23 protein-coding genes are annotated in these 23,847 nt (G+C 66.6%); 13 read left to right on the top strand and 10 right to left on the bottom strand.

What is annotated here, in order from left to right:
- Positions 1–25 precede the first annotated feature (25 nt).
- A complete protein-coding gene (locus tag U1839_RS05595) occupies positions 26–2,098 on the bottom strand; it encodes a catalase (protein WP_332802676.1) in 2,073 nt (690 codons plus the stop codon).
- Between the two features lie 179 nt (positions 2,099–2,277).
- Here U1839_RS05595 and U1839_RS05590 point away from each other — a divergent pair, with 179 nt between their 5' ends.
- Both U1839_RS05590 and U1839_RS05585 read left to right on the top strand, forming a co-directional pair.
- Entirely contained in the window at positions 2,278–3,504 is a 1,227-nt protein-coding gene (locus U1839_RS05590; RefSeq protein ID WP_332802675.1) for an acetyl-CoA acetyltransferase, read from the top strand.
- Positions 3,501–4,295, top strand: coding sequence for a DUF1295 domain-containing protein (locus U1839_RS05585; RefSeq protein ID WP_332802674.1), 795 nt, complete (start codon positions 3,501–3,503; stop codon positions 4,293–4,295). Before U1839_RS05590 ends, U1839_RS05585 begins: the two co-directional genes overlap by 4 nt.
- An 18-nt stretch (positions 4,296–4,313) precedes the next feature.
- On the opposite strand, the gene U1839_RS05580 is transcribed toward U1839_RS05585, so the two are convergent.
- The 8 genes from U1839_RS05580 to U1839_RS05545 are packed head-to-tail and all read right to left on the bottom strand — an operon-like array spanning position 4,314 to position 12,357.
- Entirely contained in the window at positions 4,314–5,771 is a 1,458-nt protein-coding gene (locus U1839_RS05580; RefSeq protein ID WP_332802673.1) for a carotenoid oxygenase family protein, read from the bottom strand.
- 33 nt (positions 5,772–5,804) lie between these two features.
- Positions 5,805–6,530, bottom strand: coding sequence for an HAD-IA family hydrolase (locus U1839_RS05575; protein ID WP_332802672.1), 726 nt, complete (start codon positions 6,528–6,530; stop codon positions 5,805–5,807).
- Between the two features lie 3 nt (positions 6,531–6,533).
- The gene (gene cbbX, locus U1839_RS05570; protein ID WP_332802671.1) at positions 6,534–7,418 is read right to left on the bottom strand and encodes a CbbX protein; all 885 of its coding nucleotides are present in this window, start codon (positions 7,416–7,418) and stop codon (positions 6,534–6,536) included.
- Entirely contained in the window at positions 7,419–7,844 is a 426-nt protein-coding gene (locus U1839_RS05565; RefSeq protein ID WP_332802670.1) for a ribulose bisphosphate carboxylase small subunit, read from the bottom strand.
- Positions 7,845–7,855: 11 nt separating this feature from the next.
- Positions 7,856–9,310 carry a ribulose-bisphosphate carboxylase large subunit gene (locus U1839_RS05560; protein ID WP_332802669.1) on the bottom strand — a complete coding sequence of 485 codons (1,455 nt, stop codon included), beginning with the start codon at positions 9,308–9,310 and terminating at the stop codon, positions 7,856–7,858.
- Between the two features lie 12 nt (positions 9,311–9,322).
- On the bottom strand, positions 9,323–10,405 hold the full coding sequence (gene fba, locus U1839_RS05555; protein WP_332802668.1) for a class II fructose-bisphosphate aldolase: 1,083 nt from the start codon (positions 10,403–10,405) through the stop codon (positions 9,323–9,325).
- A gap of 18 nt (positions 10,406–10,423) precedes the next feature.
- Positions 10,424–11,296, bottom strand: coding sequence for a phosphoribulokinase (locus U1839_RS05550; protein WP_332802667.1), 873 nt, complete (start codon positions 11,294–11,296; stop codon positions 10,424–10,426).
- An 11-nt stretch (positions 11,297–11,307) separates the two neighbouring features.
- The gene (locus tag U1839_RS05545) at positions 11,308–12,357 is read right to left on the bottom strand and encodes a class 1 fructose-bisphosphatase (RefSeq protein WP_332802666.1); all 1,050 of its coding nucleotides are present in this window, start codon (positions 12,355–12,357) and stop codon (positions 11,308–11,310) included.
- Positions 12,358–12,497: 140 nt separating this feature from the next.
- Here U1839_RS05545 and U1839_RS05540 point away from each other — a divergent pair, with 140 nt between their 5' ends.
- The 4 genes from U1839_RS05540 (at position 12,498) to U1839_RS05525 (ending at position 15,807) form a co-directional block, all read left to right on the top strand.
- Positions 12,498–13,424: a LysR family transcriptional regulator gene (locus tag U1839_RS05540; RefSeq protein WP_332802665.1), complete on the top strand. Its 927-nt coding sequence runs from the start codon at positions 12,498–12,500 to the stop codon at positions 13,422–13,424.
- The gene (gene gph / locus U1839_RS05535; RefSeq protein WP_332802664.1) at positions 13,421–14,083 is read left to right on the top strand and encodes a phosphoglycolate phosphatase; all 663 of its coding nucleotides are present in this window, start codon (positions 13,421–13,423) and stop codon (positions 14,081–14,083) included. The genes U1839_RS05540 and gph overlap by 4 nt, the downstream gene beginning before the upstream one ends.
- A gap of 81 nt (positions 14,084–14,164) precedes the next feature.
- Positions 14,165–15,121, top strand: coding sequence for a phosphodiester glycosidase family protein (locus U1839_RS05530; protein ID WP_332802663.1), 957 nt, complete (start codon positions 14,165–14,167; stop codon positions 15,119–15,121).
- 164 nt (positions 15,122–15,285) lie between these two features.
- Positions 15,286–15,807, top strand: coding sequence for a DUF1993 domain-containing protein (locus U1839_RS05525; RefSeq protein WP_332802662.1), 522 nt, complete (start codon positions 15,286–15,288; stop codon positions 15,805–15,807).
- A gap of 129 nt (positions 15,808–15,936) precedes the next feature.
- Here the strand turns inward: U1839_RS05525 and U1839_RS05520 are convergent, their stop codons facing one another.
- Positions 15,937–16,755, bottom strand: coding sequence for a flagellin N-terminal helical domain-containing protein (locus U1839_RS05520; RefSeq protein WP_332802661.1), 819 nt, complete (start codon positions 16,753–16,755; stop codon positions 15,937–15,939).
- 236 nt (positions 16,756–16,991) lie between these two features.
- On the opposite strand from U1839_RS05520, the gene U1839_RS05515 reads away from it, so the two are divergent.
- The 7 genes from U1839_RS05515 to U1839_RS05485 are packed head-to-tail and all read left to right on the top strand — an operon-like array spanning position 16,992 to position 23,822.
- Positions 16,992–18,254, top strand: a complete 1,263-nt coding sequence (locus U1839_RS05515; RefSeq protein WP_332802660.1) for a sigma-54 interaction domain-containing protein — start codon at positions 16,992–16,994, stop codon at positions 18,252–18,254.
- Positions 18,251–18,616, top strand: coding sequence for a flagellar hook-basal body complex protein FliE (gene fliE, locus U1839_RS05510; protein WP_332802659.1), 366 nt, complete (start codon positions 18,251–18,253; stop codon positions 18,614–18,616). The genes U1839_RS05515 and fliE overlap by 4 nt, the downstream gene beginning before the upstream one ends.
- Positions 18,617–18,620: 4 nt before the next feature.
- Positions 18,621–20,324: a flagellar basal-body MS-ring/collar protein FliF gene (gene fliF, locus U1839_RS05505; RefSeq protein WP_332802658.1), complete on the top strand. Its 1,704-nt coding sequence runs from the start codon at positions 18,621–18,623 to the stop codon at positions 20,322–20,324.
- Positions 20,321–21,334 (top strand): flagellar motor switch protein FliG, encoded by a 1,014-nt coding sequence (gene fliG / locus U1839_RS05500; RefSeq protein ID WP_332802657.1) that lies wholly within the window; start codon positions 20,321–20,323, stop codon positions 21,332–21,334. Before fliF ends, fliG begins: the two co-directional genes overlap by 4 nt.
- On the top strand, positions 21,327–22,058 hold the full coding sequence (locus U1839_RS05495; protein ID WP_332802656.1) for a FliH/SctL family protein: 732 nt from the start codon (positions 21,327–21,329) through the stop codon (positions 22,056–22,058). Before fliG ends, U1839_RS05495 begins: the two co-directional genes overlap by 8 nt.
- Positions 22,059–22,066: 8 nt before the next feature.
- Positions 22,067–23,407: a FliI/YscN family ATPase gene (locus U1839_RS05490; protein ID WP_332802655.1), complete on the top strand. Its 1,341-nt coding sequence runs from the start codon at positions 22,067–22,069 to the stop codon at positions 23,405–23,407.
- Positions 23,397–23,822, top strand: coding sequence for a hypothetical protein (locus U1839_RS05485; protein ID WP_332802654.1), 426 nt, complete (start codon positions 23,397–23,399; stop codon positions 23,820–23,822). The genes U1839_RS05490 and U1839_RS05485 overlap by 11 nt, the downstream gene beginning before the upstream one ends.
- Positions 23,823–23,847: the final 25 nt, after the last annotated feature.

The following is a 23,847-nucleotide window of genomic DNA, read 5'->3' as shown; positions in this document are numbered from 1 at the left end:
TGTGACGCGCCGCCCGACATTCGCTTCAGGCCAGCGTGCGCAGCGCGGGTTCGCGCGCATAGAAGCGCTTTGCCGCCGCCGTGACGAAGCTGCCGTCGAGCGCGGTAATGCCGTCGTCCGGCGTCACCCCCGCCTTGTCGAGCAACGGCTTGGCGGCATCGCTGGCGCCGATCGCCTTGAGGTGGCCGAAGGCGTTCATCACCCATTCGACCGCCGCGGCTTCCTTGAGCAGCGCCGCGCAGCCATCGTCGGACAGCACGACCGCGACGGCGTCGAACAGCTGTGATGGCATGCCGGCGAGCTGGCCGTCGGCCTTTTGCACGCTGCCGTCCGACAGCGTCGCGCCGCCGACCTTGGGGGCGACCAATACCGCTTTCGCCTTGGCCTTGGTGATGGCGGCGACGACCGACTTGAGCTGGGCAGCATCGCTGCCGTCGGCGATCAGCACGCCGATCGCGCGGCCCTCGATCGTGTCCTTCATGTTCTTGTGGATCGACAGCGCATCGGATGGCGCCATGTCGACCGGCTCGCGCGCGGCCTTGGCCTTTTTGGGCAGGGAAATGCCAAGGCCGTCGGCGACGCGCTGGGCAAAGGCCTCGTCGACGTTGCGCAGATTGGCGACCATCCGCCCCGGCACCTGATCGAGCTGGCCCACCTTGGACAGTTCGAACACGAAGGACGAGGCGATATGGGCCTGCTCGCTCTCGGTCTGCGAGGCGAGGAACAGCCGCGCCTGACTATAATGGTCGGCGAAGGTTTCGCTGCGGACGCGAAGTTTTTCGCCGCTTTCGTCCGGACCGGTCGGCGCCGTGGTGGTGACGAAGCCGCCGGCCGGGCTTTCGCGCGGGCCGCCTTCCTCGCCATGCGCGGCCAGGCTGTTGGGTTCGTAATTGGCGCGCCCCTTGGGCACCGCCATCTGCATCATGCCGTCGCGCTGAAAATTGGCCATCGGACAACGCGGCGCATTGACCGGGATCTGGTGGAAGTTGCTCGTGCCGAGGCGCGACTTCTGGGTGTCGAGATAGCTGAACAGGCGGCCCTGAAGCAGCGGATCGTTGGAGAAGTCGATCCCCGGCACGATATTGCCCGGGCAGAAGGCGACCTGTTCGGTCTCGGCGAAGAAATTGTCGACATTGCGGTCGAGCACCATCCGCCCGATGATCCGCACCGGAATGTCGTCCTCGGGGATCAGCTTGGTCGAGTCGAGCACGTCATAGGGCTGCGCGTCGGCGAATTTCTGGTCGAACACCTGGATGCCGAGCTCCCATTCCGGGAAATTGCCGCTGTCGATCGCCTCGAACAGGTCGCGGCGATGATAGTCGTTGTCGGCGGCCTGAAGCTTCAGCGCCTCGTCCCAGATCGTCGACTGGATCCCCAGCTTGGGTTTCCAGTGGAACTTGACGAAACTCGCCTTGCCCGCCGCATTGACGAGCAAAAAGGTGTGGATGCCGAAGCCTTCCATCATGCGCAGCGAGCGCGGCAGGGTGCGGTCCGACATCGCCCAGAACAGCATATGCGTCGTCTCGGGCGACAACGAGGCGAAGTCCCAGAAGGTGTCGTGCGCGCTGCCCGCCTGGGGATAGCCGGTGTTGGCTTCCATCTTCACCGCATGGATCAGATCGGGGAATTTGATCGCGTCCTGGATGAAGAACACCGGAATGTTGTTGCCGACCAGATCCCAATTGCCCTCGCGGGTATAGAATTTTACCGCGAAGCCGCGCACGTCGCGCGGCGTATCGACCGATCCCGCGCCGCCGGCGACGGTCGAGAAGCGCGCGAACACCTCGGTCTTCTCGCCCTTGGTGAACAGCGCCGCCTTGGTCAGATCGGAAATGTCGTCGGTCGCCTCGAAATAACCATGCGCGCCCGAGCCGCGCGCATGGACGATGCGTTCCGGAATGCGCTCATGGTCGAAATGGAAGATCTTTTCGCGCAGCACGAAATCCTCGAGCAGCGTCGGCCCGCGCGCGCCAGCCTTGAGGCTGTTCTGGTTGTCGGAAACCGCGATGCCCTGGTTGGTGGTGAGCACATTGTCGCTCCCGGCCTGTTGGTGGGTTTCGCCGCCCTTGCCCGTGACTTGCTTGAGATCCTCGGCCATGCGCAATTCTCCGTGCCGCAAATTCGGCGTCGCGCTGCTCAACGCGCCTTGGCGACGGCGGGTCCCTGCCCGGGAAAATTTTAGGCCGTGCTCGCGTGACACCCGCTGCGCCGCCGCGATCATTTGCCAAGCCGCGCCGGACTTGCGACAACTGCCAGCAACGAGAGAGGGGCCGGGCAATGACCTATATCCTGGGCGGGTGGCAGAGCGATTTCGCGCAGGTGTGGAGCCGGCAGGGCACGGACCTCGCCGATGCCTTTGCCGAGGCGGTGAACCACGGCCTTGCCGCGACCGCGCTCGACCCCGCCGAGATCGAGACCGGCCATGTCGGCAATTTCGCCGCCGAACTGTTCGCCGGGCAGGGCTTGCTCGGCGGCTTTTTCGGCCTGACCGATCCCGCCTTCGACGGCATGCCGGCGGTGCGCCACGAGGCGGCCTGCGCCTCGGGCAGCGTCGCGCTGCTTGCCGCGACCGCGGAAATCGAGGCGGGCCGCTACGACCTCGCCTGCGTGATCGGGATCGAGCAGATGCGCAACGTGCCGGGGAAGACCGCCGCGGAACATCTCGGCGCGGCGGTGTGGCATGGCCATGAATATGCCGATGCGGCGTTCGTCTGGCCCGCCGCTTTCTCCGATCTCGCCGAGGAATATGACCAGCGCTATGGCCTGCGCTACGAGCATCTGATGCGCATCTCCGAGATCAATTTCGGCAATGCGCGCCGCAACCCCAACGCCCAGACGCGCGGCCATCGCTTCACGCCCGAGAGTTTTACCGCCGATAACGACGCCAACCCGGTGGTTGCGGGACGCACGCGCAAGATGGATTGCGGCCAGGTCACCGACGGTACGGCGGTCGTGTTCCTCGCCTCGCCGCGGCGCGCGAAGGAATATGCCGACAAACGCGGTATCCCGGTCGAGAAGCTCGCCCGAATCAACGGATGGGGGCATCGCAACGCGCCCTTGCCCTACGCAAGCAAGATCGCGAGCAGCGCCGGCGGACCCTATGTCTTCCCGCAGGTACGCCACGCGATCGACGATGCGCGCCGCCGCGCCGGGGTGGCGGACATCGCCCAGCTCGACGCGGTCGAGACACACGACTGCTTCACCGCGACCGAATATATGGCGATCGACCATCTCGGGCTGACCGCGCCGGGCCAGTCATGGCAGGCGATCGAGGACGGGTCGATCGAACAGGGCGGACGCTTGCCGATCAACCCCTCGGGCGGACTGATCGGCGCGGGCCATCCGGTCGGCGCGACGGGGGTGCGCATGCTGCTCGACGGCTACAAGCAGGTCACCGATCAGGCCGGCGACTATCAGGTCGAGGGTGCCGAGCGCGTCCAGACGCTCAACATCGGCGGATCGACCACCACGACGGTCAGCTTCATCGTCGAGCGCGCCGCATGAGTGTCGGCGTGGTGCTGGTGACCAATGCGGCGGTGCTGGTCGCGCTGTTCGTCGCGATGTGGCTGCTGTGCCTCAAGACGCGCGACGTGACGCCGGTCGACAGCCTGTGGGCGCTCGGCATGGTGGTGATGGCCGCCTCGACCTTCGCGCAGACCAGCGGCGATCCGACGCGCAAGGCATTGCTGCTCGGGCTTTGCGCACTGTGGGGCGTGCGGCTCGGCGGTTATCTGCTGTGGCGCTGGCGCGATCATGGGCCGGACCGGCGTTACCAGACGATGTTCGCCCGGGCGAAGGAGGCAAAGGGCTGGGGCTTCGCGACGGCCTCGTTGCTGCTGGTGTTCGCGATCCAGGCGCCCCTGCTGTTCATCGTCTGCCTGCCGGTGCAACTCGGCCAGATCGATGCGGCGCAGGGGCTCGGCGCGATCGGCTGGGCCGGGGCGGCGCTGGCGTTGATCGGTATCGCGTTCGAAAGCATCGGCGATGCGCAACTTGTCCGTTTCCGCCGCGACCCCGCCAATGCCGGCCAGGTGATGGATCGCGGCCTGTGGCGCTACACGCGCCACCCCAATTATTTCGGCGACGCCTGCACCTGGTGGGGCCTGTATTTGATCGCCGCCGAGACACGCATCGGCCTGCTCGCGCTGCCGGGCCCGGTGCTGCTGACCTGGACGCTGATGAAATGGTCGGGCGCACCGACGATCGAAGGGCGGCTCAAGCGCAAGAAACCGGGCTATGACGACTATATGCGGCGGACGAGCGGGTTCGTGCCCTGGTGGCCGAAACGCGCCTGAATCCGGCAGTGCGGCAGTCTACAGCAGCGATCCGCGCTCTACCCAGTGCGCATGCGTCCCGCTGCAGATCTTGTGCGGCAGCGCGATGCGGCACACCGGGCCGGCGGCAAAATTCTTGCAGTCGATCAGCACGCACTCGCTCGTGCCCTGCAACTCGTCGATGATGAAGCTGACGAGATAGCCGTCATCCTCGTCGACCGCGTTCGTTCGCGGCGCGAAGGGCGCCTCGCTGGCATAACGTCCCTCCGGCAGCATCATCTCCCAGGATTCGCCCGTGTCGAGGTCATGCTTGACGAAGCCGTTGAACAGGAACCAGCCGGGCTTGGCCGTGGTCGAATAGACGTAGCGGTGCTTGTGGCCCGCGACGCGCTGGTTGATCATGCCGAATTCGAGGATGCGGTCGTCGAGCCGTTCCTCGCGCGTCGTGCCGTCGGCCAGGTTGAAGCGCCAGCGATGCAGCTTGGGGCGGAAGCTGTGCTCGTCGACATAGGCCATCAGATGGCCATAGCCGTCGGGATTCTCCAGCGGGGCGGGGGTGGGATCTTCCTGGAAATAACCGTCCATCACCACCTCGTCGCCCTCCTCATAGGCGTTGAGGAAGTGCAGGACATAGGTCGGCGCGGCCTCGAACCAGCGGATCTCGTCCGGCCCGCCATGGCGCGGGATCAGCGCGAAACGCGCTGGCACGCCCTCGTGCAGCCGCGCGGCGTGGATGTCGCGCTTGAGCAGTTCGGCATCCCAGAACACCGGCAGGTCGTTGACGATCGACCAATGCTCGCTGAACGTCATGTCGTGTGGCAGGCGCGGCCCGGACAGCGGCACCGGGATGTAATGGGTCAGCGTGCCGCTGCGATCGACCACGCCATAATGCATGTAGGGCGCGTGCTTGGCATAGTTGAAGAACAGCAGCTCGCCGGTGTGCTCATCGACCTTGGGGTGGGCCGAGATGCCGTCGAGCGGCACCCAGGGCGCCAGGCCGAGCGGCTCCAGCGTCACGGGATCGAGCATATAGCCCTCGCCGCATTGATAGAAGGTCGAGATCGCCTTGCCGGCATGGACGATGATGTCGGTGCTCGACGAATCCTTGAGGCTGCCATGCGCCCCGAACCCCGGGCGCTTCGAGGTGCCGGGGCGATCGGCCAGCCCACCCCACAGCGACTCGCCGGCCTCCTGCTCGGCCTGGAAGCAGCGCGTGCGTACCCAGCGATTGCGGTATGAGGCGGTGCCGTTCCGGAAATCGATCTGGTGGATCATCCCGTCGCCGTCGAACGGGTGATAGCGGCCGAGCGGCTGGTGCAGCTGGTTCTCGGTGTTGCGCAGATAGATGCCGTCGATGTCGTCGGGGATCGTGCCCTCGATCACCTTGAGGTCTGTCGCCGTGACCTCCTCGTGGAGCGGCGTCCACGCGCCGTTGAGATAGGGGTGGTTGCTGGGGCGCAAAGACGAGACGACGGGGGGAAGGCGGTCGATCTGCACATGAACTCTCCCGAGGCGGCTTTTGCGGGGAGATTAGGACGACATGCGCGAAACCGCCATGCCCCGCGACACCACGACGAGATCGCGCACGGTGTCGAGGGTCACGCCATCATCGAGATCGCGCCGCACCAACGCCGCGCCCTTAAAATCTTCATGGTGGGTATAGTGCGACGGTGTCACCAGCGTCGCGATCCCGGCACCGCGTGCGGCCTCGAGACCATTGCGCGAATCCTCGATCGCGACGCATGCCGATGCCGGCAGGCCCAGGTCGACCAACGCCAGTTCATAGGCCTCGGGATCGGGCTTCTTCACCGCGACCATCTCGCCCGTCACGATTGCCGCGAACCATCCTGCCGCGCCGCGACCGATGACATGGTCGAGCAAGGTGGCGAGGTTGGTAGCGCTCGTCGTCGTCGCGATCGCCAGCGCGATGTCCTGCCGGCTTGCGTCCTCGATCAAGCGCCGTACGCCAGGTCGCGCGAGAACCGCGCCCTCTGCGACGAGATCGGCATAGAGCGCGTTCTTGCGCGCATGCAGTGCGGCGACGAGCGCGGGGTCGGGCGCCATCCCCAGTTCATCGAGATAGCGCGCGATGCGCTCCTTGCCGCCGGTCGTCGTCAGCAGCGCCCGGTAATCGTCCTGCGACCACGACCATGGCTTGCCCGCTTCGGCAAAAGCGCGGTTGAACGCGGTGCGGTGCGCCTCCTCGGTTTCCGCCAGCGTCCCGTCGACGTCGAAGATGATCGCGCGAAGCGCCACGCGCTACGTCGCCGCTTCCGCCGGCGCGAAGACGCGGCTGGCGCGGATATCCTCGGGCTCGATGGTCGAAAGCTGCTCGGTCGTCACCGGTGCGGCGGCATCGAACAGCCGGGTGGCCTGGCGCAGCCGTGCGCGATCGAGCGCGTTGCGGATCGAGCGGGCATTGGCGAAATGCGGCTGGGCGCGGCGCAGCGCGACATAGTCGCCGAGCGTCGCGCGCGCCGCGTCCGACAAGGTGTAGCCCTGTGCCGCGAGCAGGTTGTCGGCGATCTTCACCAGCTCGTCATCGCCATAATCGGGGAAATCGATATGGTGCGCGATGCGGCTGCGAAAGCCGGGGTTGGACATGAAGAAGGTGTCCATCCGCGCGGCATAGCCGGCGAGGATCACGACGAGATCGTCGCGCTGGTTCTCCATCACCTGGAGCAGGATCTCGATCGCCTCCTGGCCATAGTCGCGCTCATTTTCGGGGCGATAGAGATAATAGGCCTCGTCGATGAACAGCACGCCGCCCATTGCCTTTTTGAGCACGTCCTTGGTCTTGGGCGCAGTATGACCGATATATTGCCCGACCAGATCGTCGCGCGTCACCGAGACGAGATGGCCCTTTCGCACATAGCCGAGCTTGTGGAGAATGCCGGCCATGCGCAGCGCGACCGTGGTCTTGCCGGTGCCGGGGTTGCCGGTGAAACTCATGTGCAGTGTCGGCGGCTGGCTGACCAGCCCGAGCCGCTGGCGCACGCGATCGACCAGCAGCAACGCCGCGATCTCGCGGATGCGCTGCTTGACCGGCGCGAGGCCGACCAGTTCGCGGCCGAGTTGGTCGAGATCCTCGGCCAGCCCGGACTCGGCGAACTCGCGCTGCAGGTCGATCGCGGTGTCGGTCACCTAGGCACCGTAACGCTGGCCTTCGGGCCGCGCCGCGGCATAACCACGCGTCGTGTAGGACACGCGCTGGCCGGCCTGTTCCTGTCGTTCGAGCGCAAAGCCCGGTTCCTCGGCCGGCCGGTCGGTAATGAACGACAGCCGCAGCGACTCCCAGCCATGGCTGGCATCGAACGCCGAGAGGCGGATATAATGCGTTCCGCCATGCGCCTTGCGGCACGCCGCCAGCTCCAGCATCACGCCGGCCGCATCGGGCACGTCGAACATCGGGATGCCCCACATCTCCCAATAGGTGTTCCGCGGGTGCGGGTCGTCGCTATATTCGATGTTCACCGCCCAACCATGGTCGAGGCAATATTGCACCTGGGCGACGATCTGCTCGTCGGTGAAGTCGGGCAGGAACGAGAAGGTGCCCTGGGTAATACGCATGACGGTGCTCCTCAGGCGGCGGTCAAAGTGGGGACGAAATCGGCGGTGTCGGTCGAGGCATAGTTGAAGGACACGTCCTTCCACGTCTCGATCGCCGCCCGGAGCGGCGAGCACCAGCGCGCCGCCGCGGCAAGGATGTCGGGGCCCTCGGCGAGATAATCGCGGCCCTCGTTGCGCGCCTGGATCATCGCCTCCAGCGCGACGCGGTTGGCGGTCGCGCCGGCCTGGATGCCCATCGGATGGCCGATCGTCCCGCCGCCGAACTGCAGGATGACGTCCTCGCCGAGATAATGGATCAACTGGTGCATCTGCCCGGCATGGATGCCGCCCGACGCCACCGGCATGACCTTGTTGAGCGAGGCCCAGTCCTGGTCGAAAAAGATGCCATGTTCGAGATTCTGCGCGACATGGTCCTCGCGCAGCGTGTCGTAGAAGCCGGCGATCATCAGCGGATCGCCCTCCAGCTTGCCGACCACCGTGCCGGCATGGATGTGGTCGACGCCTGCCATGCGCATCCATTTGCAGATCACGCGGAAGTTCATCCCGTGATTCTTCTGGCGCGAATAGGTCGAGTTGCCGGCGCGGTGGAGGTGCAGGATCATGTCGTTGCGCCGCGCCCATTTGGCCATCGACTGGATCGCGGTGTAGCCGATCACCAGGTCGATCATGATGATGCACGAGCCGAGATCGCGGGCGAATTCGGCGCGCTCGTACATCTCCTCCATCGTGCCGGCGGTGACGTTCATATAGTGGCCCTTGACCTCGCCGGTCGCGGCCTGCGCCTTGTTCACCGCCTCCATGCAATAGAGGAAGCGGTCGCGCCAATGCATGAAGGGCTGCGAGTTGATGTTCTCGTCGTCCTTGACGAAATCGAGCCCGCCTTTCAGCGCCTCATACACCACGCGACCATAGTTGCGGCCCGACAGGCCGAGCTTGGGCTTGGTCGTCGCGCCGAGCAGCGGCCGGCCGAACTTGTCCATCCGCTCGCGCTCGACGACGATGCCCGTGGCGGGTCCCTGAAAGGTCTTGAGATAGGCGACCGGGATACGCATGTCCTCGAGCCGCAGCGCCTTCAGCGCCTTGAAGCCGAACACATTGCCGATGATCGATGCCGTCAGATTGGCGATCGAACCGCCCTCGAACAGGTCGAGATCATAGGCGATATAGGCGAAATGCTGGTTCTCGCTGTTGGGCACGGCATCGACGCGATAGGCCTTGGCACGGTATTTCTCGCAGGCGGTCAGCCGGTCGGTCCACACCACCGTCCAGGTCGCGGTCGAGCTTTCGCCCGCCACCGCCGCCGCCGCCTCGATCGCATCGACGCCGTCCTGCGGCGTGATGCGGAACAGCGCGATGACGTCGGTGTCCTTCGGGACGTAATCGGGCTCCCAATAGCCCATCTTGGCATATTCCATGACGCCGGCGGCGTAGCGCTCCTTGCCGGTGACGGTGCTGTGCTCGTTCATCCTGCTTACTCCTCAAGCGGCGGCGTGGGCGATGGTGCGGTGCGAATCGAGTGACCCGGCGGCGTAGCGGCGCGCCATGTCGGCCATCGGCACGACCTTGATCTTGCCGGCCTGGCCGGCGGTGCCGAACGCCTCGAAGCGTGCGCGGCAGATCGAGGCCATCGCGTCCATCGAGGGTTTCAGGAACTTGCGCGGATCGAACTCGGCCGGCTGGGTCTGCGCGATACGGCGGAATTCGGCTGCCGCGACGAGCCGCAGGTCGGTGTCGATATTGACCTTGCGCACGCCCATCCTGATGCCGCGCACGATCTCGTCGACCGGCACGCCATAGGTCTCGCGCATTTCGCCGCCATGGCGGTTGAAGATTTCCTGCCATTCCTCGGGGACCGAGGAGGATCCGTGCATCACGATATGCGTGTTGGGCAGGCGGGCGTGGATGCGCTCGATCACCTCCATCGCCAGGATGTCACCGGTTGGCTTGCGGCTGAACTTGTAGGCGCCGTGACTGGTGCCGAGCGCGACGGCGAGCGCATCGACCTGCGTCTCGGCGACGAAGCGCGCGGCCTCGTCCGGATCGGTCAGCAGCATGGCGTGATCGAGCGCGCCTTCGAAGCCATGCCCGTCCTCGGCCTCGCCCTTGCCGGTTTCGAGGCTGCCGAGACAGCCCAGCTCGCCCTCGACCGAGGCGCCGACCATATGCGCCAGCCGCGACACCTCGGCGGTGATCGCGACATTATAGTCGTAATCGGCCGGGGTCCTGGCGTCTTCCTCGAGCGACCCGTCCATCATCACGCTGGTGAAGCCGTGCTGGATCGCGGTCATGCAGGTCGCGACATTGTTGCCGTGATCCTGATGGATGACGATCGGGATCTGCGGGAACATCTGCTCCAGCGCTTCCATCATCTTGGCCAGCATGATGTCGCCGGCATAGGAGCGCGCGCCGCGGCTCGCCTGCAGGATGACCGGCGCGTCGCACGCCGCCGCCGCCTGGCAGATCGCCAGTCCCTGCTCCATATTGTTGATGTTGAATGCCGGCACGCCATAACCCTGTTCGGCGGCGTGATCGAGCAACTGGCGCAGCGTGATGCGGGCCATCGGGTCAGTCCTCCATCATCATGACATGCGTCGCTTGCGCTCGATGAGCTGCAGGATCAGCGGGGTGAGGATCAGCTGCATCGCGAGATCGAGCTTGTTGCCCGGCATCACGATCGAGTTGGGCCGTGACATGAAGGACTGCGGCACCATCGACAGCAGATAGGGAAAGTCGATCCCGCGCGGGTTGGCGAAGCGGATCACCAGCATCGATTCGTCAGGGGTCGGGATCCATCGTGCGACGAACGGATTCGACGTGTCGACGATCGGCACGCGCTGGAAATTGATGTTGGTCTCGGAGAATTGCGGGGTGATGTAGCGGACATAGTCGGGCATCCGCCGCAGGATCACGTCCATCACCGCCTCGGCCGAATAGCCGCGCGTCGCACGGTCGCGGTGGATCTTCTGGATCCATTCGAGGTTGATCACCGGCACGACGCCGATCCTGAGGTCGGCATGCCGGGCGACATTGACCGTCTCGGTCACCGCGCAGCCGTGCAGCCCTTCGTAGAACAGCAGGTCGCTCGGCGCGAAATCGACCCACGGCGTGAAGGTGCCCGGCGCCGCGCCGCGCGCCTCGGCCTCATCATCGTCATGGATATAGGTCCGCGTCTGCCCGGTGCCGCTCTCGCCATATTGGGCGAACACCGCCTCCAGCCGCTCGAGCTCGTTGGCGTCGGGGTGGAAATGGGTGAAATTGGGGTTGCCGGCCTCGCGCTCCGCAGCGACCTTTGCGGCCATGTCGGCGCGGTTGTAGCGGTGGAAGGCGTCGCCCTCGATGAACGCCGCCTCGACCTTTTCGCGGCGGAAGATCTGCTCGAAGATGCGCTTGACCGAGGTCGTCCCCGCGCCTGACGAGCCGGTGATCGAGATGATCGGATGGCGTGCCGACATCGCGCTACCCCTCAGGCCCGGAACAGGCCGCGCTTGCCGAACAACGGCGCGCGGTCTGCCATCTGGCTCGGCATGCTGTGATAACGGCCGATCCGCGTGACCTCGGCGGTCGAGCCGAACACCAAAGGCGTGCGCTGGTGCAACTCGGTCGCGGCGATGTCGAGGATCGGGTCGAGCGTGTCGGTCGCCATGCCGCCGGCCTGCTCGACCAGCATGGCGATCGGATGCGCTTCATAGACCAGCCGCAACCGGCCCTGCGCATAGCCGCGTCGCCGGTCGCCGGGATAGAGAAACGCGCCGCCGCGCGTCATGATGCGATAGGCCTCGGCGACCAATGAAGCGAGCCAACGCATGTTGAACTCGGACTCGCGCGGACCATGGCCGCCCTTGATGCAATCGTCGAAATAGAGCCGCACCGCCTCGTCCCAATGGCGATAGTTCGAGGCATTGATGGCAAATTCGCGCGTCTTGGGCGGGATCTGCTGGTCGGCGCGGGCAAGCCTGAACAGCGCGTCGCGCCGCGAATAGATGAACAGATGCGTGCCGGCACCGACCGTCACGACCAGCGCGGTCTGCGGGCCATAGATGAGAAAGCCGGCGGCGAGCTGCTCGCGCCCGGGTTGCAGGAAGCTCGCCAGCGGATCGATCGTCGGGTCGCCGCGCACCGCGCGGAGCGAAAAGATCGTGCCGATCGAGACATTGGTGTCGATGTTCGATGAGCCGTCGAGCGGGTCGATCGCCAGCGCCAGAGGACGGTCGGCGGCGATCAGCACCGGCTCGGCCAACTCCTCCGACGCGTAAAGCGCCACCGGCGAATCCGCGATCACGCCGAGAAAGCGTTCGTCGGCCAGAATGTCGAGCCCGCGCTGTTCGTCACCGTCGCTGTTCGCGCTGCCGCCGGTTTCGGCGAAGGTTGCGCCCAGCGGGCCCTCGGCGATCGTCGCGGCGATGCCGACACCCGCCTCGGCGATCAGCCCGATGGTGGTCGCGACCGCGGCGGCATGTGGTGCAGATGCCGCAGCATGCTGCGACAGCCAGCTGTCGAGGTCATGTCCGGCCATGGCGGTCGCGCTCGGTCATGCCACTCTCCCTGCGGTGTGCGCCGGTTTCGGCGTCGCGGCCGGACAAGAAGGCCAGGAGAACGGGATTTAGTAAAGTTCGTTATATTTACAGATTGCGTAAGTTTTGCTTACTCTATGCGGTGCGCAATCTTACCCTTCGCCAGCTTCATGCGATGACCACGGTCGATCGGCTCGGCAAGATCACGCTCGCCGCGCGCGAGATCGGGCTGACCGCGCCGGCGGTGACGCTGCAGATTCAGCAGGCCGAAGCCGAGGCCGGTACCGTGTTGTTCGACCGCACCGCCGACGGGCTGCGCGCGACCGATGCCGGCCGCGCGGTCATCGCCGCCGCGCAGACGATCGAGGAGCGGCTTTCCCAGCTGCGCGACGAATTGACCGCGATCCGTGGCGCTGGACGCGGCACGCTGCGCCTCGGCGCGGTATCGACCGCGAAATATTTCGCGCCCAAGATGGTCGCCGCGTTCATGGCGGCATTGCCGGGGATCGAGGTGCGGCTGATCATTGGCAACCGCGCGGCGACGATTGCCGCGATCGAGAACCATGAGGTCGATTTCGCGCTGATGGGGCGTCCGCCGCGCCAGGTGCCGCTGCGCTCCTATTTGATCGGCGACCACCCGCTGGTGATCATCGCCGCGCCCGATCATCCCCTCGCGCGCGTGCGCCGCATAACGCGCAGCCGCATTGCCGACGAAACCTTCCTGGTGCGTGAGCCCGGTTCGGGCACGCGCATGTCGCTCGAACTGTTTCTCGGCGAGATCCCCGGGCGCCTCGACAATCTCGGGGTCGAATTCGGTTCGAACGAATCGATCAAGCAGGCGGTGATGGCCGGGCTCGGCGTCGGCTTCATCTCGGCACACACCATCGCGATGGAGGTCGAATTGGGCAGACTGGCGATCCTCGACGTGGTCGACACGCCGATCCAGCGGCATTGGTTCGCGGTCAGCCGCAGCGATCGTTCGCTGTCGCCGGCGATGGCGGCGTTCAAGGATTTCATCATCGGGCAGGGCCGTGCCTTCCTCCCCGATCTTGCGGGCATGACCGCATGACGACACTTCGCTTCAGGACGATTGCCTTCGATCTCGACGGCACGCTGGCCGACACCGCGCCCGATCTCGCCGCAGCGCTCAACCACACCTTGGCGTTTCTCGGCCGCCGTACCGTCGCGCTTGCCGAGGTGCGCGGGATGATCGGGCATGGTGTCCGCGCCCTGCTCCGCAACGGCCTCGCCGCGACGGGTGGGGCGGATGAAGCGTCACTCGACGCGGGGCTTCCTGAGATGATGCGCTTCTACGAAGCGCACCTCTGCGACCTCACCACCCCCTATCCCGGCGTATCGGAAACACTCGATGCCCTCAGCGATCGCGGCATCGTGCTGGCATTGTGCACCAACAAGCCCGAGCTGCTCGCGCTGGGCCTCGTCGAGCAACTGGGCTGGCGGCACCGTTTTGCCGCGATCGTCGGCGGTGACACGCTCGCCGTGAGCAAGCCCGACGCAGCGCCCCTGCACGAGGCGGTCAAACGCGCCGGCGGTGGTCCCGCCGCGTTCGTCGGCGATTCGATCGTCGACGTCCAGACAGCACGCGCGGCCGGCGTACCGTGCATTGCGGTCAGCTTCGGCTTCGCCGACCGCCCTGCCGACCAACTCGGTGCCGATGCGGTGATCGATCGCTTCGATGCGCTGTTGTCGGCCCTTGGCGCCTTGTAATCGTCACACCGAATTCACGACGCCTCCATCACCGCTGCATCGACCGCGCGCAGCTTCCCGCCGCCAGGGGGAGTGATCGGATTGAAGCGTTTGATGGTGGCGGGCGGGCTGCTCGTGGCGCTGGCAGGACTCACTTTGTGGTGCTGGTCGGGGGCGTACGGCGTCAACGTCGTCGCGCGTAACGGCGGCTCCTATTGGGTCGATATGACGCCGGACGATCCTCGATTGTCGCCGGCGATGCGCCTCGCGCTTACCGTCCCGGCACCGGAAGCGGTGCCGGGACGGCTCGTCTGGCATCAGGAAGCGCCCGGTTTCGAGGTCGCGACGCTGGCGGTGATGGTGCGCGGGCGAAAGGTCGACGCGTTGTTGCTCAACCGCATCGATCCGGCGCGCTATCGTTTCGTGGTGCGCAACGCACCGCGCGGCGACAGGGGAATCGATGAATGGGAACGTACCCTCCCTTCGGCCGCGTTGATCGTCAACGGCAGCTATTTCGACGTCACCGGTCGTCCCGACACGCCGTTTCTCAGCGAAGGCGTCGCCATGGGCCCGGGACAATATGACGCGCGGGCCGGGGCATTCGTCGCGGGCGACGGCCGCGCCGATATCAGGGATTTGTCGAAAGCGGACTGGCGGCAGGCCTTTGCCGGCGCGCGCAACGCGATGGTGTCCTATCCGCTGTTGATCGGCGCCGATGGCCAGACCCATGTCATGGTCAAGAGCCGCTGGCTGGCCAATCGCAGCTTTGTCGGGCGCGATGGAAGGGGGCGAATCATCATCGGCTCGACCCGCGAAGCCTTTTTTCCGCTCGACCGTCTCGCGACCTTCCTGCAGCGCGCACCGCTCGACCTGAAGCTAGCGCTCAACCTCGATGGCGGGCCAGTGGCGTGCCAGAGCGTCCGGCTAAAGGGGTTCCGCCGTAAATTCTACGCGCGTTGGGAGGCGCAGGTGTCGGGCGACAAGGTGACGCTGCTGCGCTGGCCGTTCACCGGCACCAGCGTCGCGATGCCGATCGTGCTGACTGTCGAACCACGCTAGATCGTGCTGCGCACAGGTCGAATCCGGCTATTCGAGATCAAGCACGCGACCTCGAAAATCTGGGGCGGGCTGCGTTTCCATCGAAGCGCAGCTCGCTCTGGACGCTGGCATCGTCGAATGGTGCGGTGCAAGGAGCCACGGCAACCATTGCGGGATACCCAGACATGAGCTTCACCCTATACGACGCGTCTGTTCCGGTCTTCACCAACATCCTGGGCAATATGCGCGCCTGGCTCGACAAGGCCGCAGCCGAAAAATCCGAGGCCGAACTGCTCGAAGCGCGTCTAGCGCCCGACATGCGGCCGCTGCCGGCGCAATATCAGATGGCGTCGGACAGCGCGAAGAACGCGCTCGCGCGGCTGCGCGGGATCGACGCGCCCTCGATGCCCGATACCGAGGCGAGCTTTGCCGAGCTGCAAGCGCGCTGCGACAAGACCATCGCCTTCTTGCAAGAGTGCGATGCCGCGTCGCTGGCCGGTGCCGAAGATCGCACCGTCGAGCTGCGCTTCCCCAATGGCATGGGCTATCGCTTTACCGGTGCCGACTATCTGACGGGGTTCGCACTACCCAACTTCTTCTTCCACGCGACCACCGCCTACGCGATCCTGCGCGCCAGTGGCGTGGCGCTGGGCAAGCCCGATTTCCTCCAGCATCTCGGCGCGCCGAACCTGTCGGCCAACGCCTGAGCCGAGCGAGAACGCAAGAAACCCCGGCGGCCATGTGGCCACCGGGGTCCCGTGCGCCCATCCCGCGAGGGCGGACTATTCGGCCCCGACACCCTTGGGGGGGCGGTGCCAGGGCCGTATCCCCGGCCCTTACTTCAGCAGCGAGAGAACGCTCTGCTGGCTCTGGTTCGCCTGGGCGAGCATCGCGGTCGATGCCTGGCTCAGAATCTGGGCCTTGGCGAGGTTCGCCGTTTCGGCGGAGAAGTCGGCATCCTGGATGCCACTGCGTGCCTGGCTGAGATTTTCGACATTGTTGGTCAGGTTATTGACCGCCGACTGCAGCTGGCTCGACGCCGCACCGAAGGTGGCGCGTGCCGTGTTGACCGTCGTCAGCGCGGTATCGATCGTGCCGAGCGCGCTCGTCGCACCCGATGCGGACGAAAGATCGACCGACGTTGCGGAAGACAGATCGATCGAACCGAAGCTGATGTCCACGGTGTCGGCCGAGGTCGAGCCGGTCTGGATCGTCACCGTGCCGCTGGTGCCGGCCGAGCCGTCGAACAGCGCCACATCGTTGAACTTGGTGTTGTTCAGGATGCTGGTGATCTGGCCGGTCAGCGCGGTGACTTCGGTCTGCAGGTTGGTGCGGTCTGAGTCGCTATAGGTGCCCGAAGCCGACTGGACAGCAAGCTCGCGAACGCGCTGCAGCATGTTGGTGACTTCGTTCAGCGCGCCGTCGGCGGTCTGGGCCATCGCCATGCCGTCATTGGCGTTGCGGATGCCCTGGTTCATGCCGCGGATCGACGAGGTCATCGACGAGGCGATGGCGATGCCGGCGGCATCGTCCTTCGACGAGTTGATGCGCGAGCCGGTCGACAGGCGCTGCATGGCCTGCTGCAACATGCCACTGGCCGCGGTCGAGGCGTTGCCCGCCCGCAGCGATGCGATATTTGTTCCGATAACAGTCATCTGTGTATCTCCGTTCTGCTCCGACGATCCCCGCCGCCCCCAAGCGGAGGGCTGAGCCGTCACCAGCACTGAACGGCAGAGTCTTTCCGGGCTTAAGCATTTTTGTTGAGCACGCTTCGCGGCCCTTACGCGCGCGCGGGGAACGCGCGCCCGGAAATAATTTGCCGGGGGCGGCAATGCTTAACCGTTGGTTTACCCTCTTTGCCGCATTTCCCACATGTCCAAGGGGGAAGTTCATGCGCACCATCGTTCCGTCGGCCGCTCTGCTCCGTGATCGCTATGCGCTGGTGTCGCATCTGCGCGCCCAGGGCTTCGCCATCGGCACCGCCAGCAACCGTCCACAGGCCGGCGAGCTCTATCTCGTCGCCGAGGGCGAGACGCCGCCGGCCGCCGCCCGCACGATCATTATCGGGGATGCCGGTCGTCGCATCGCCCCGTCGCGCGACGGCAGCCCGGCATGCGTCGATTTCGACCGCGACGACAATGCCGTCGGTCATGGCTTCGTCGCGGCGCTCGCCGCCGAGCCCGGCGCACCGACCGCCGCCGACCCTGAGAGCCTTGCCCTGCTCGCGCTCGCCGAGCGTGTCGCCCAGGCCGACATCACCGTGCTGATCAACGGCCCGACCGGCACCGGCAAGGAAGTGCTGGCGCGCGCGATCCATCAAGGGTCGAGCCGGCGTGACGGCCCGTTCATCGCGATCAACTGCGCGGCACTCCCCGAGACGATGCTCGAGGCGATGCTGTTCGGCCACCAGAAGGGCGCCTTCACCGGCGCATCGTCCGGCGGCGAAGGTTTCTTTCGCGCCGCCAATGGCGGCACGCTGCTGCTCGACGAGATTGCCGAGATGCCGCTGGGCCTCCAGGCCAAGCTGCTCCGCGCGTTGCAGGAGCGCGAGGTCATCCCGATCGGCGCGACCAGCGCCGAAAAGATCGACGTTCGCATCATCGCCTGCGCCAACCGCGACCTTCAGGACGAAGTCGCCGCCGGCCGGTTCCGCGCCGATCTTTATTACCGGCTGTCGGTCTTTCCGCTGACCACCCGCCCGCTCGCCGAGCGCCGCCAGGACATTCCGGTGCTCGCCGCGACGCTGATCCTGCGCCACGCCGGCAATCGCGCGATCGTGCCCTGGCCGGATCGCAGCGCGATCGATGCGCTGATGGCGCATGACTGGCCGGGCAATGTCCGCGAGATGGAAAATGTCCTCCAGCGTGCCCTGCTGTTCGCCGCCGGCGACACGATTTCCGCCGAACACATCGTGTTCGATCGCCCGGCGCCGACGATGTCCAATCACTTTGCCGCCGCCAACGACCAGCCATCGACGCTCGGCAACATCGTGCAGATGAGCGAGTTCGCCGCGATCCGCGAGACGCTGCGCCAGTGCGGCGGCAGCCGGATCGAAACCGCGCGGCGGCTCGGCATTTCCGAGCGTACGCTGCGCTACCGCCTCGCCAAGGCGCGCGAGCAGGGTGACGATATCGGCCGGGCGATGTCGGCATGAGCGGCATCGGCGATATCGGCGGCGCGATGAGCGTCGATCGGGTGATGCAGCTTCGCGCGCAGATCCTCGAACGCAACCAGGCGCTGAGCCGTGCCAGCGAGGGAGCAGGCGTCGCGGCGCCGGCAACCACCGGCACCCAGCCCAACAGCTTCGCCAAATCGATGACCGACGCGTTGAACGCGGTCAACGCCGGCCAGCAAAAGGCCGCCGACCTTTCCGCCTCCTACGAGCGCGGCGAGACGATCGACATCGCCAAGGTTATGCTTGCCCGCCAGGAAGCCTCGGTCGGCTTCGAGGCGACGCTGCAGGTCCGCAACAAGATCCTGTCCGCCTACAAGGACATCATGAGCATGCCGGTGTAATGCGATGAGCAACGCCCTCACGCCCACCACGCCCGTGCAATTGCCCGAGCGTTTCGCCAACCCGCTGCGCCAGATCGGCGATCTGCTGGGTCAGCCCGCGGTGCGCCGCGCGCTGCCCATGGTGCTGATGATCGGCCTGATCGCCGCCGCCGCCTTCGCCTGGATGGCGCTGTCGACGCCGACGCAGAAGATCCTCTTCGCCAACCTGCCCGACAGCGACAAGGCGGCGGTCAGCGCCGCGCTCGAGCAGGGCAACATCAAGGCGCGGATCGACAGCGGCACCGGTGCGCTGACGGTCGGCGAGGACGACTACTCCCGCGCGCGCATCCTGCTGGCGGGGCAGGGCCTGCCCAAGGGCACGCCGGCCGGCTACCAGATTCTCGATCAGCTGCCGATGGGCGTGTCCCGCGCGGTCGAAGGGGAACGTCTGCGCCAGGCACGCGAGACCGAACTCGCCCGCTCGATCGAGGAAATCGATGCGGTCGCCGAAGCGCGCGTCCATCTCGCCGTGCCCGAGGCCAGTGTGTTCGTACGCGACAATGCTTCGCCCTCGGCCTCGGTGATCCTCAAGCTGCAGGGCGGGCGCTCGTTGAGCGACGCGCAGGTCTCGTCGATCGTCAATCTCGTTGCCTCGTCGGTGCCGGGGATGAAGCCCGATGCCGTCACCATCGTCGATCAACTCGGCGGGCTGTTAAGCAAGGCCGGCGGCCAATCGGGGCTCGGCGCGTCGGGTGACCAGCGCATCGCCTTTCAGCGCCAGATCGAAAGCAAATATCGCGCGCAGATCATGCAGTTGCTCACGCCGTTGGTCGGCGCGGGCAATTTCTCGACCGAGATCCAGGCCGACGTCAATCTCGACGAGACCCAGGCGACGCGCGAGACCTATGACAAGCAGGGTACGTTGCGCGCCGAACAGGGCAACTGGACCGGCAACCAGCCGGCCGGCCAGGCTGGCGCGCCCGGCGGCATTCCCGGTGCGCTGTCCAACACGCCGCCCGCCGCCTCGACGCTGAGTGCGCCGAAGCCGACCGCGACGCCCGCCCCCGGTGCGACGCCGACTCCCGGCTCGACCGCCGGCGCGGTAGCTGCCGTTGCCGGCGCGGTGGGCGATGCGATGAAGCAGAGCGACCAGTTCGCGCGGGCCTATGACACCGGCAAGGAAGTGTCGGTCACGCGCAATGCGCCGGGCTCGATCAAGCGGCTGTCGGTCGCCGTGCTGCTGCGCGACCCGGAAACCGGCAAGCCGCGCAGCCCGGTCGAGATCCAGCAGATCACCCAGCTCGTCCAGTCGGCAGTCGGCTACGACCCGAGCCGCAACGACCAGGTGACGGTGATCAGCCGCAAATTCGCCGCCGCGAGCCTCGCCGACGACAAGCAGCCCTGGTACGAATCGGGCTGGGTCGCGGTCATTGCGCGCAACGTCACTGCGGTGGTAATCGCACTGCTGGTGCTGATGATGGGGGTCCGCCCGCTCGCCAGGGCCTTGATGAAGCGTCGCGAGGATGCCGGTCCGCGCCTCGCGCTGGGCCGCGAGATGGGCGGCGGCGTCGCTGGCGGCAACCCAGGTGACCCGCCGGTGAGCGTCGACGCGATGGCCGGCGCGCGCAACTATGACGACCGCATCGGCATGGTGCGTGGCTTCACCCGCGATAACCCGGCGCGCGCCGCGCTGGCGGTTCGCGACATGATCAAGGCCGACGCCAAGTGAACGCCCCCCCGCGCAACTATACCGGCGTCGAACGCGCCGCCGTGCTGATGATGCTGGTCGGTGAGGAGGAAGCCGCCGCGATCCTGCAGAAGCTCGACCCCGAAGAGGTGCGCCAGCTCGGCAAGGCGATGTTCGCCGTCGCCGATGTCAGCGAGAGCGATGTCGAGTTCGTGCTCGACGATTTCGTCGGCCGGGCGCGTGAACGCACCGGCATCACCTTCGACCCGCGGCCGCAGATCGAGGCGGTGATGACGCGCGCCCTTGGCCAGGAAAAGGCCGATTCGGTGCTCGCGCGCATCGTGCCCGCGCAGGATTCGTGTCAGATCGAGCTGCTCGACTGGCTCGAACCCGAAGAGATTGCGGGGCTGATCGAGAAGGAACATCCGCAGATCGCGGCGGTGATGATCGCCAATCTCGATCCGGCGGTCGGCAGCAAGGTGCTCGAGCTGTTGCCCGACGGCACCCAACCCGACATCCTGCATCGCATCGCGCGGCTCGGGCCGGTCACGCCCGAGGCGATCGAGACGCTGCGCACCGTGCTCGCCGGCCGCGTCAACAAGCCGCAAAAGCCGGCCGGCGTGACGATGGGCGGCACACGCGAGGCAGCCAAGATCCTGTCGGGCGCGCGCAAGTCGACCGAACAGCGCGTCATGCCCAAATTGTTCAAGATCGACCGCGAGACCGCCAAGGCGATCGAGGAAGCGATGTTCGTGTTCGACAATCTGCTCGACCTCGACGACAAGAATCTCGGCACGCTGATCCGCAATGTCGACAGCGACATCCTCGTGCGCTCGCTCAAGGGCGTCGACGAGAGCGTGCGCGGCCGCTTCCTCGGCTGCATGTCGAGCCGCGCGGCCGACGGCATCCGCGACGAGATGGAATCGCGCGGCCCGATGAAGCTGAGCGAAGTGCTCGAGGCGCAGAAGGTGATGATCCAGATTGCCCGCAACCTCGCCAAGGATGGCACGATCGTGCTCGGCGGTGGCGGGGGCGACGACGATTATGTCTGATTTCGTCGTCGGCTTCACCACCAGGAACGAGGGCGTCGCGCAGGCCTTGCAGGCCGCTTTCGCCATCACGCCGCAGGCGTTCGCGCCGGCCGATCTCATCGAGCGGGTGACCGCGCGACCGACTTCCTATGCGCCGCAAACGAGCGAGCCGCGGCATTTTCACCCGGCCGACCCGGCGAGCAACCCGACCGCCGGCTGGGATCCGTTCACCGCGACCGCCGATACCGCGCCGGGCTTTGCCGATCCGGTCAGTGCCGCGCATGCCCGTGGCTTTGCCGAGGGCCGCGCCGCAGGCCTCGCCGAGGCCGGCGACGAGTCAGGGCGTGACGCGGCCCTGCTGACACGCCTCGCCGAGGCGCTGCGCGCCGACGATCGGCTCGACCGTGCGGACCTCGCGCGGCAGCTGCGCCAGACGGTGTTGTATCTCGTCACCAAACTGGTCGGCGAATCGGGTATCGCGCCCGATCTGCTTGCCCGGCGCATCGACGCCGCCACCGCGATCCTTGCCGACAGTGCCGAATCGGCGATGTTGCGCGTGCATCCCGATGACGTTGCGTTGCTCGAGGACAAGCTGCCCAAAACGGTGTTTGCCGTCGGCGACGCCAGTGTCGCGCGCGGTAGTTTCGTGCTCGAATCCGCCTCGACGATCATCGAGGACGGCCCGCATCTGTGGCTCGAGCAGCTCGCCCAGGCGATCGACCGCGTCGCATTGCCACAAGGCTGACCCGCGCCATGCTCAACCGCTTCACCGGTGACTATCTCGAATCGCTGGGCCGCTTCGACTTCGCGCCCAAACCCAAGGTGTCGGGCCGGCTCGCCTCTTTCGACGGGCTGCTGATGGAGGCGATCGGGCTGACCCTGCCGGTCGGCACCGTCTGCCAGGTCGGTAGCGGCGACGGCAAAGTGGAGGCCGAGGTGATCGGCTTCCGCAACGGCCGCACCTTGCTGATGAATCTCGGCGGTCCCGCGCCGCTGCTGCCGCGCGCGCCGGTGCGTCCGCTGGGTCCCCCGGGCGAGGCGGAGGTCGGCGCGGCGCTGCTCGGCCGGGTCGTCGATGGCGCAGGCAAGCCGATCGACGGGCTCGGCCCGATCCGCGGCGCCGGGCGCTGGCCGCTCGCCGGCAAGTTGCAGTCGCCGCTCGATCGCGGTCGCGTGCGCGAGCCGCTCGATGTCGGCGTGCGGGCGATCAACGGACTGCTGACCGTCGGCCAGGGCCAGCGGATCGGCATCATGGCCGGCTCGGGCGTCGGCAAATCGGTGCTGCTCGGCATGATCGTCCGCGCGGCGCAGGCCGACGTCATCGTCATCGGGCTGATCGGCGAGCGCAGTCGCGAGGTCGCCGACTTTCTCGAAACCAAGGTTGCCGGCGCGGCACGCGCGCGCTCGGTCGTGGTCGCGGTGCCGGCCAATCATTCTCCCGTGCTGCGCATCCGCGGTGCGCTGCGCGCCACCGCCATTGCCGAAGGTTTCCGTGCCGAAGGCAAGAAGGTGCTGCTGATCATGGACAGCCTGACGCGCGTCGCCCATGCCGGCCGCGAAATCGGCCTCGCGCTGGGTGAGCCCGCCTCCGCGCGCGGCTATCCGCCGTCCGCCATCGCGATGCTGCCCAATCTGATCGAGCGCGCCGGTACCTGCGTCTCCTCGGGCGGTTCGATCACCGCCATCTATACCGTGCTCGCCGATGGCGATGACGGCAACGATCCCGTGGTCGATTCGGCGCGCTCGATCCTCGACGGGCATATCGTGCTCAGCCGCCAGCTCGCCGAACGCGGCGTCTATCCGGCGATCGATCTCGGCCCGTCGGTCAGCCGCGTGATGACCGACATCGTCGGCAAGCCGCACATCCAGGCCGCGCAGATTCTCCGCCGTCACCTCGCTACCTATGAAGAGAATCGCGATCTCGTCCTGATGGGTGCTTATCGCCCGGGCGCCGACCCCGCGATCGACGCGGCGATCGCGTGCCACCCGGCTGTACTCGAATATATCCGCCAGGATGCCGATGCGATGGTCTCGCTCGACGATGCCGTGGCCGAGCTGATCGGCGTGTTCGGCCCGCAACCGCATGGCGGGTAACCGCGACAAGACGCTCGCACGGCTGCTCCGCGTGCGCACCTTGCAACTCGGCCTGAGCCGCGCCGAGGAGGTGCGGGCACATGATCGTTTCGCCGGCGAGGCTGCGCTCAGGAGCCGCATCGGCCAGCTTGCCGAGGCAGTCGCACCCGCATCGACCGAAACCGCCGCCTTCTCGCTCGTTGCCGCAGCGCATTTCCGCGACCGGCTCCAGCAGTCTGCCGAGGCGGCCGAGGCACGGCTCAATGCCGCCCGGGCGGTGGTCGACCGCGCTGCCGAGGCAACGCGCTCCGCGAAGCGTGACCAGAGCGCGATCGAGAAGCTGATCGAACGCGCCGATGCCGACGCCGCGATCAAGGCGATCCGCGAACTCGAAAAGGCACCCCCGGTTCGAAAAATTCGGCACGATCCTTGCTGATCGCCTGACGGGCGCAAGCGCCTGG

This window comes from Parasphingomonas halimpatiens (assembly GCF_036663795.1).
Taxonomy (GTDB): domain Bacteria; phylum Pseudomonadota; class Alphaproteobacteria; order Sphingomonadales; family Sphingomonadaceae; genus Sphingomonas.
This window is presented reverse-complemented; position numbering and strand designations above follow the sequence as displayed.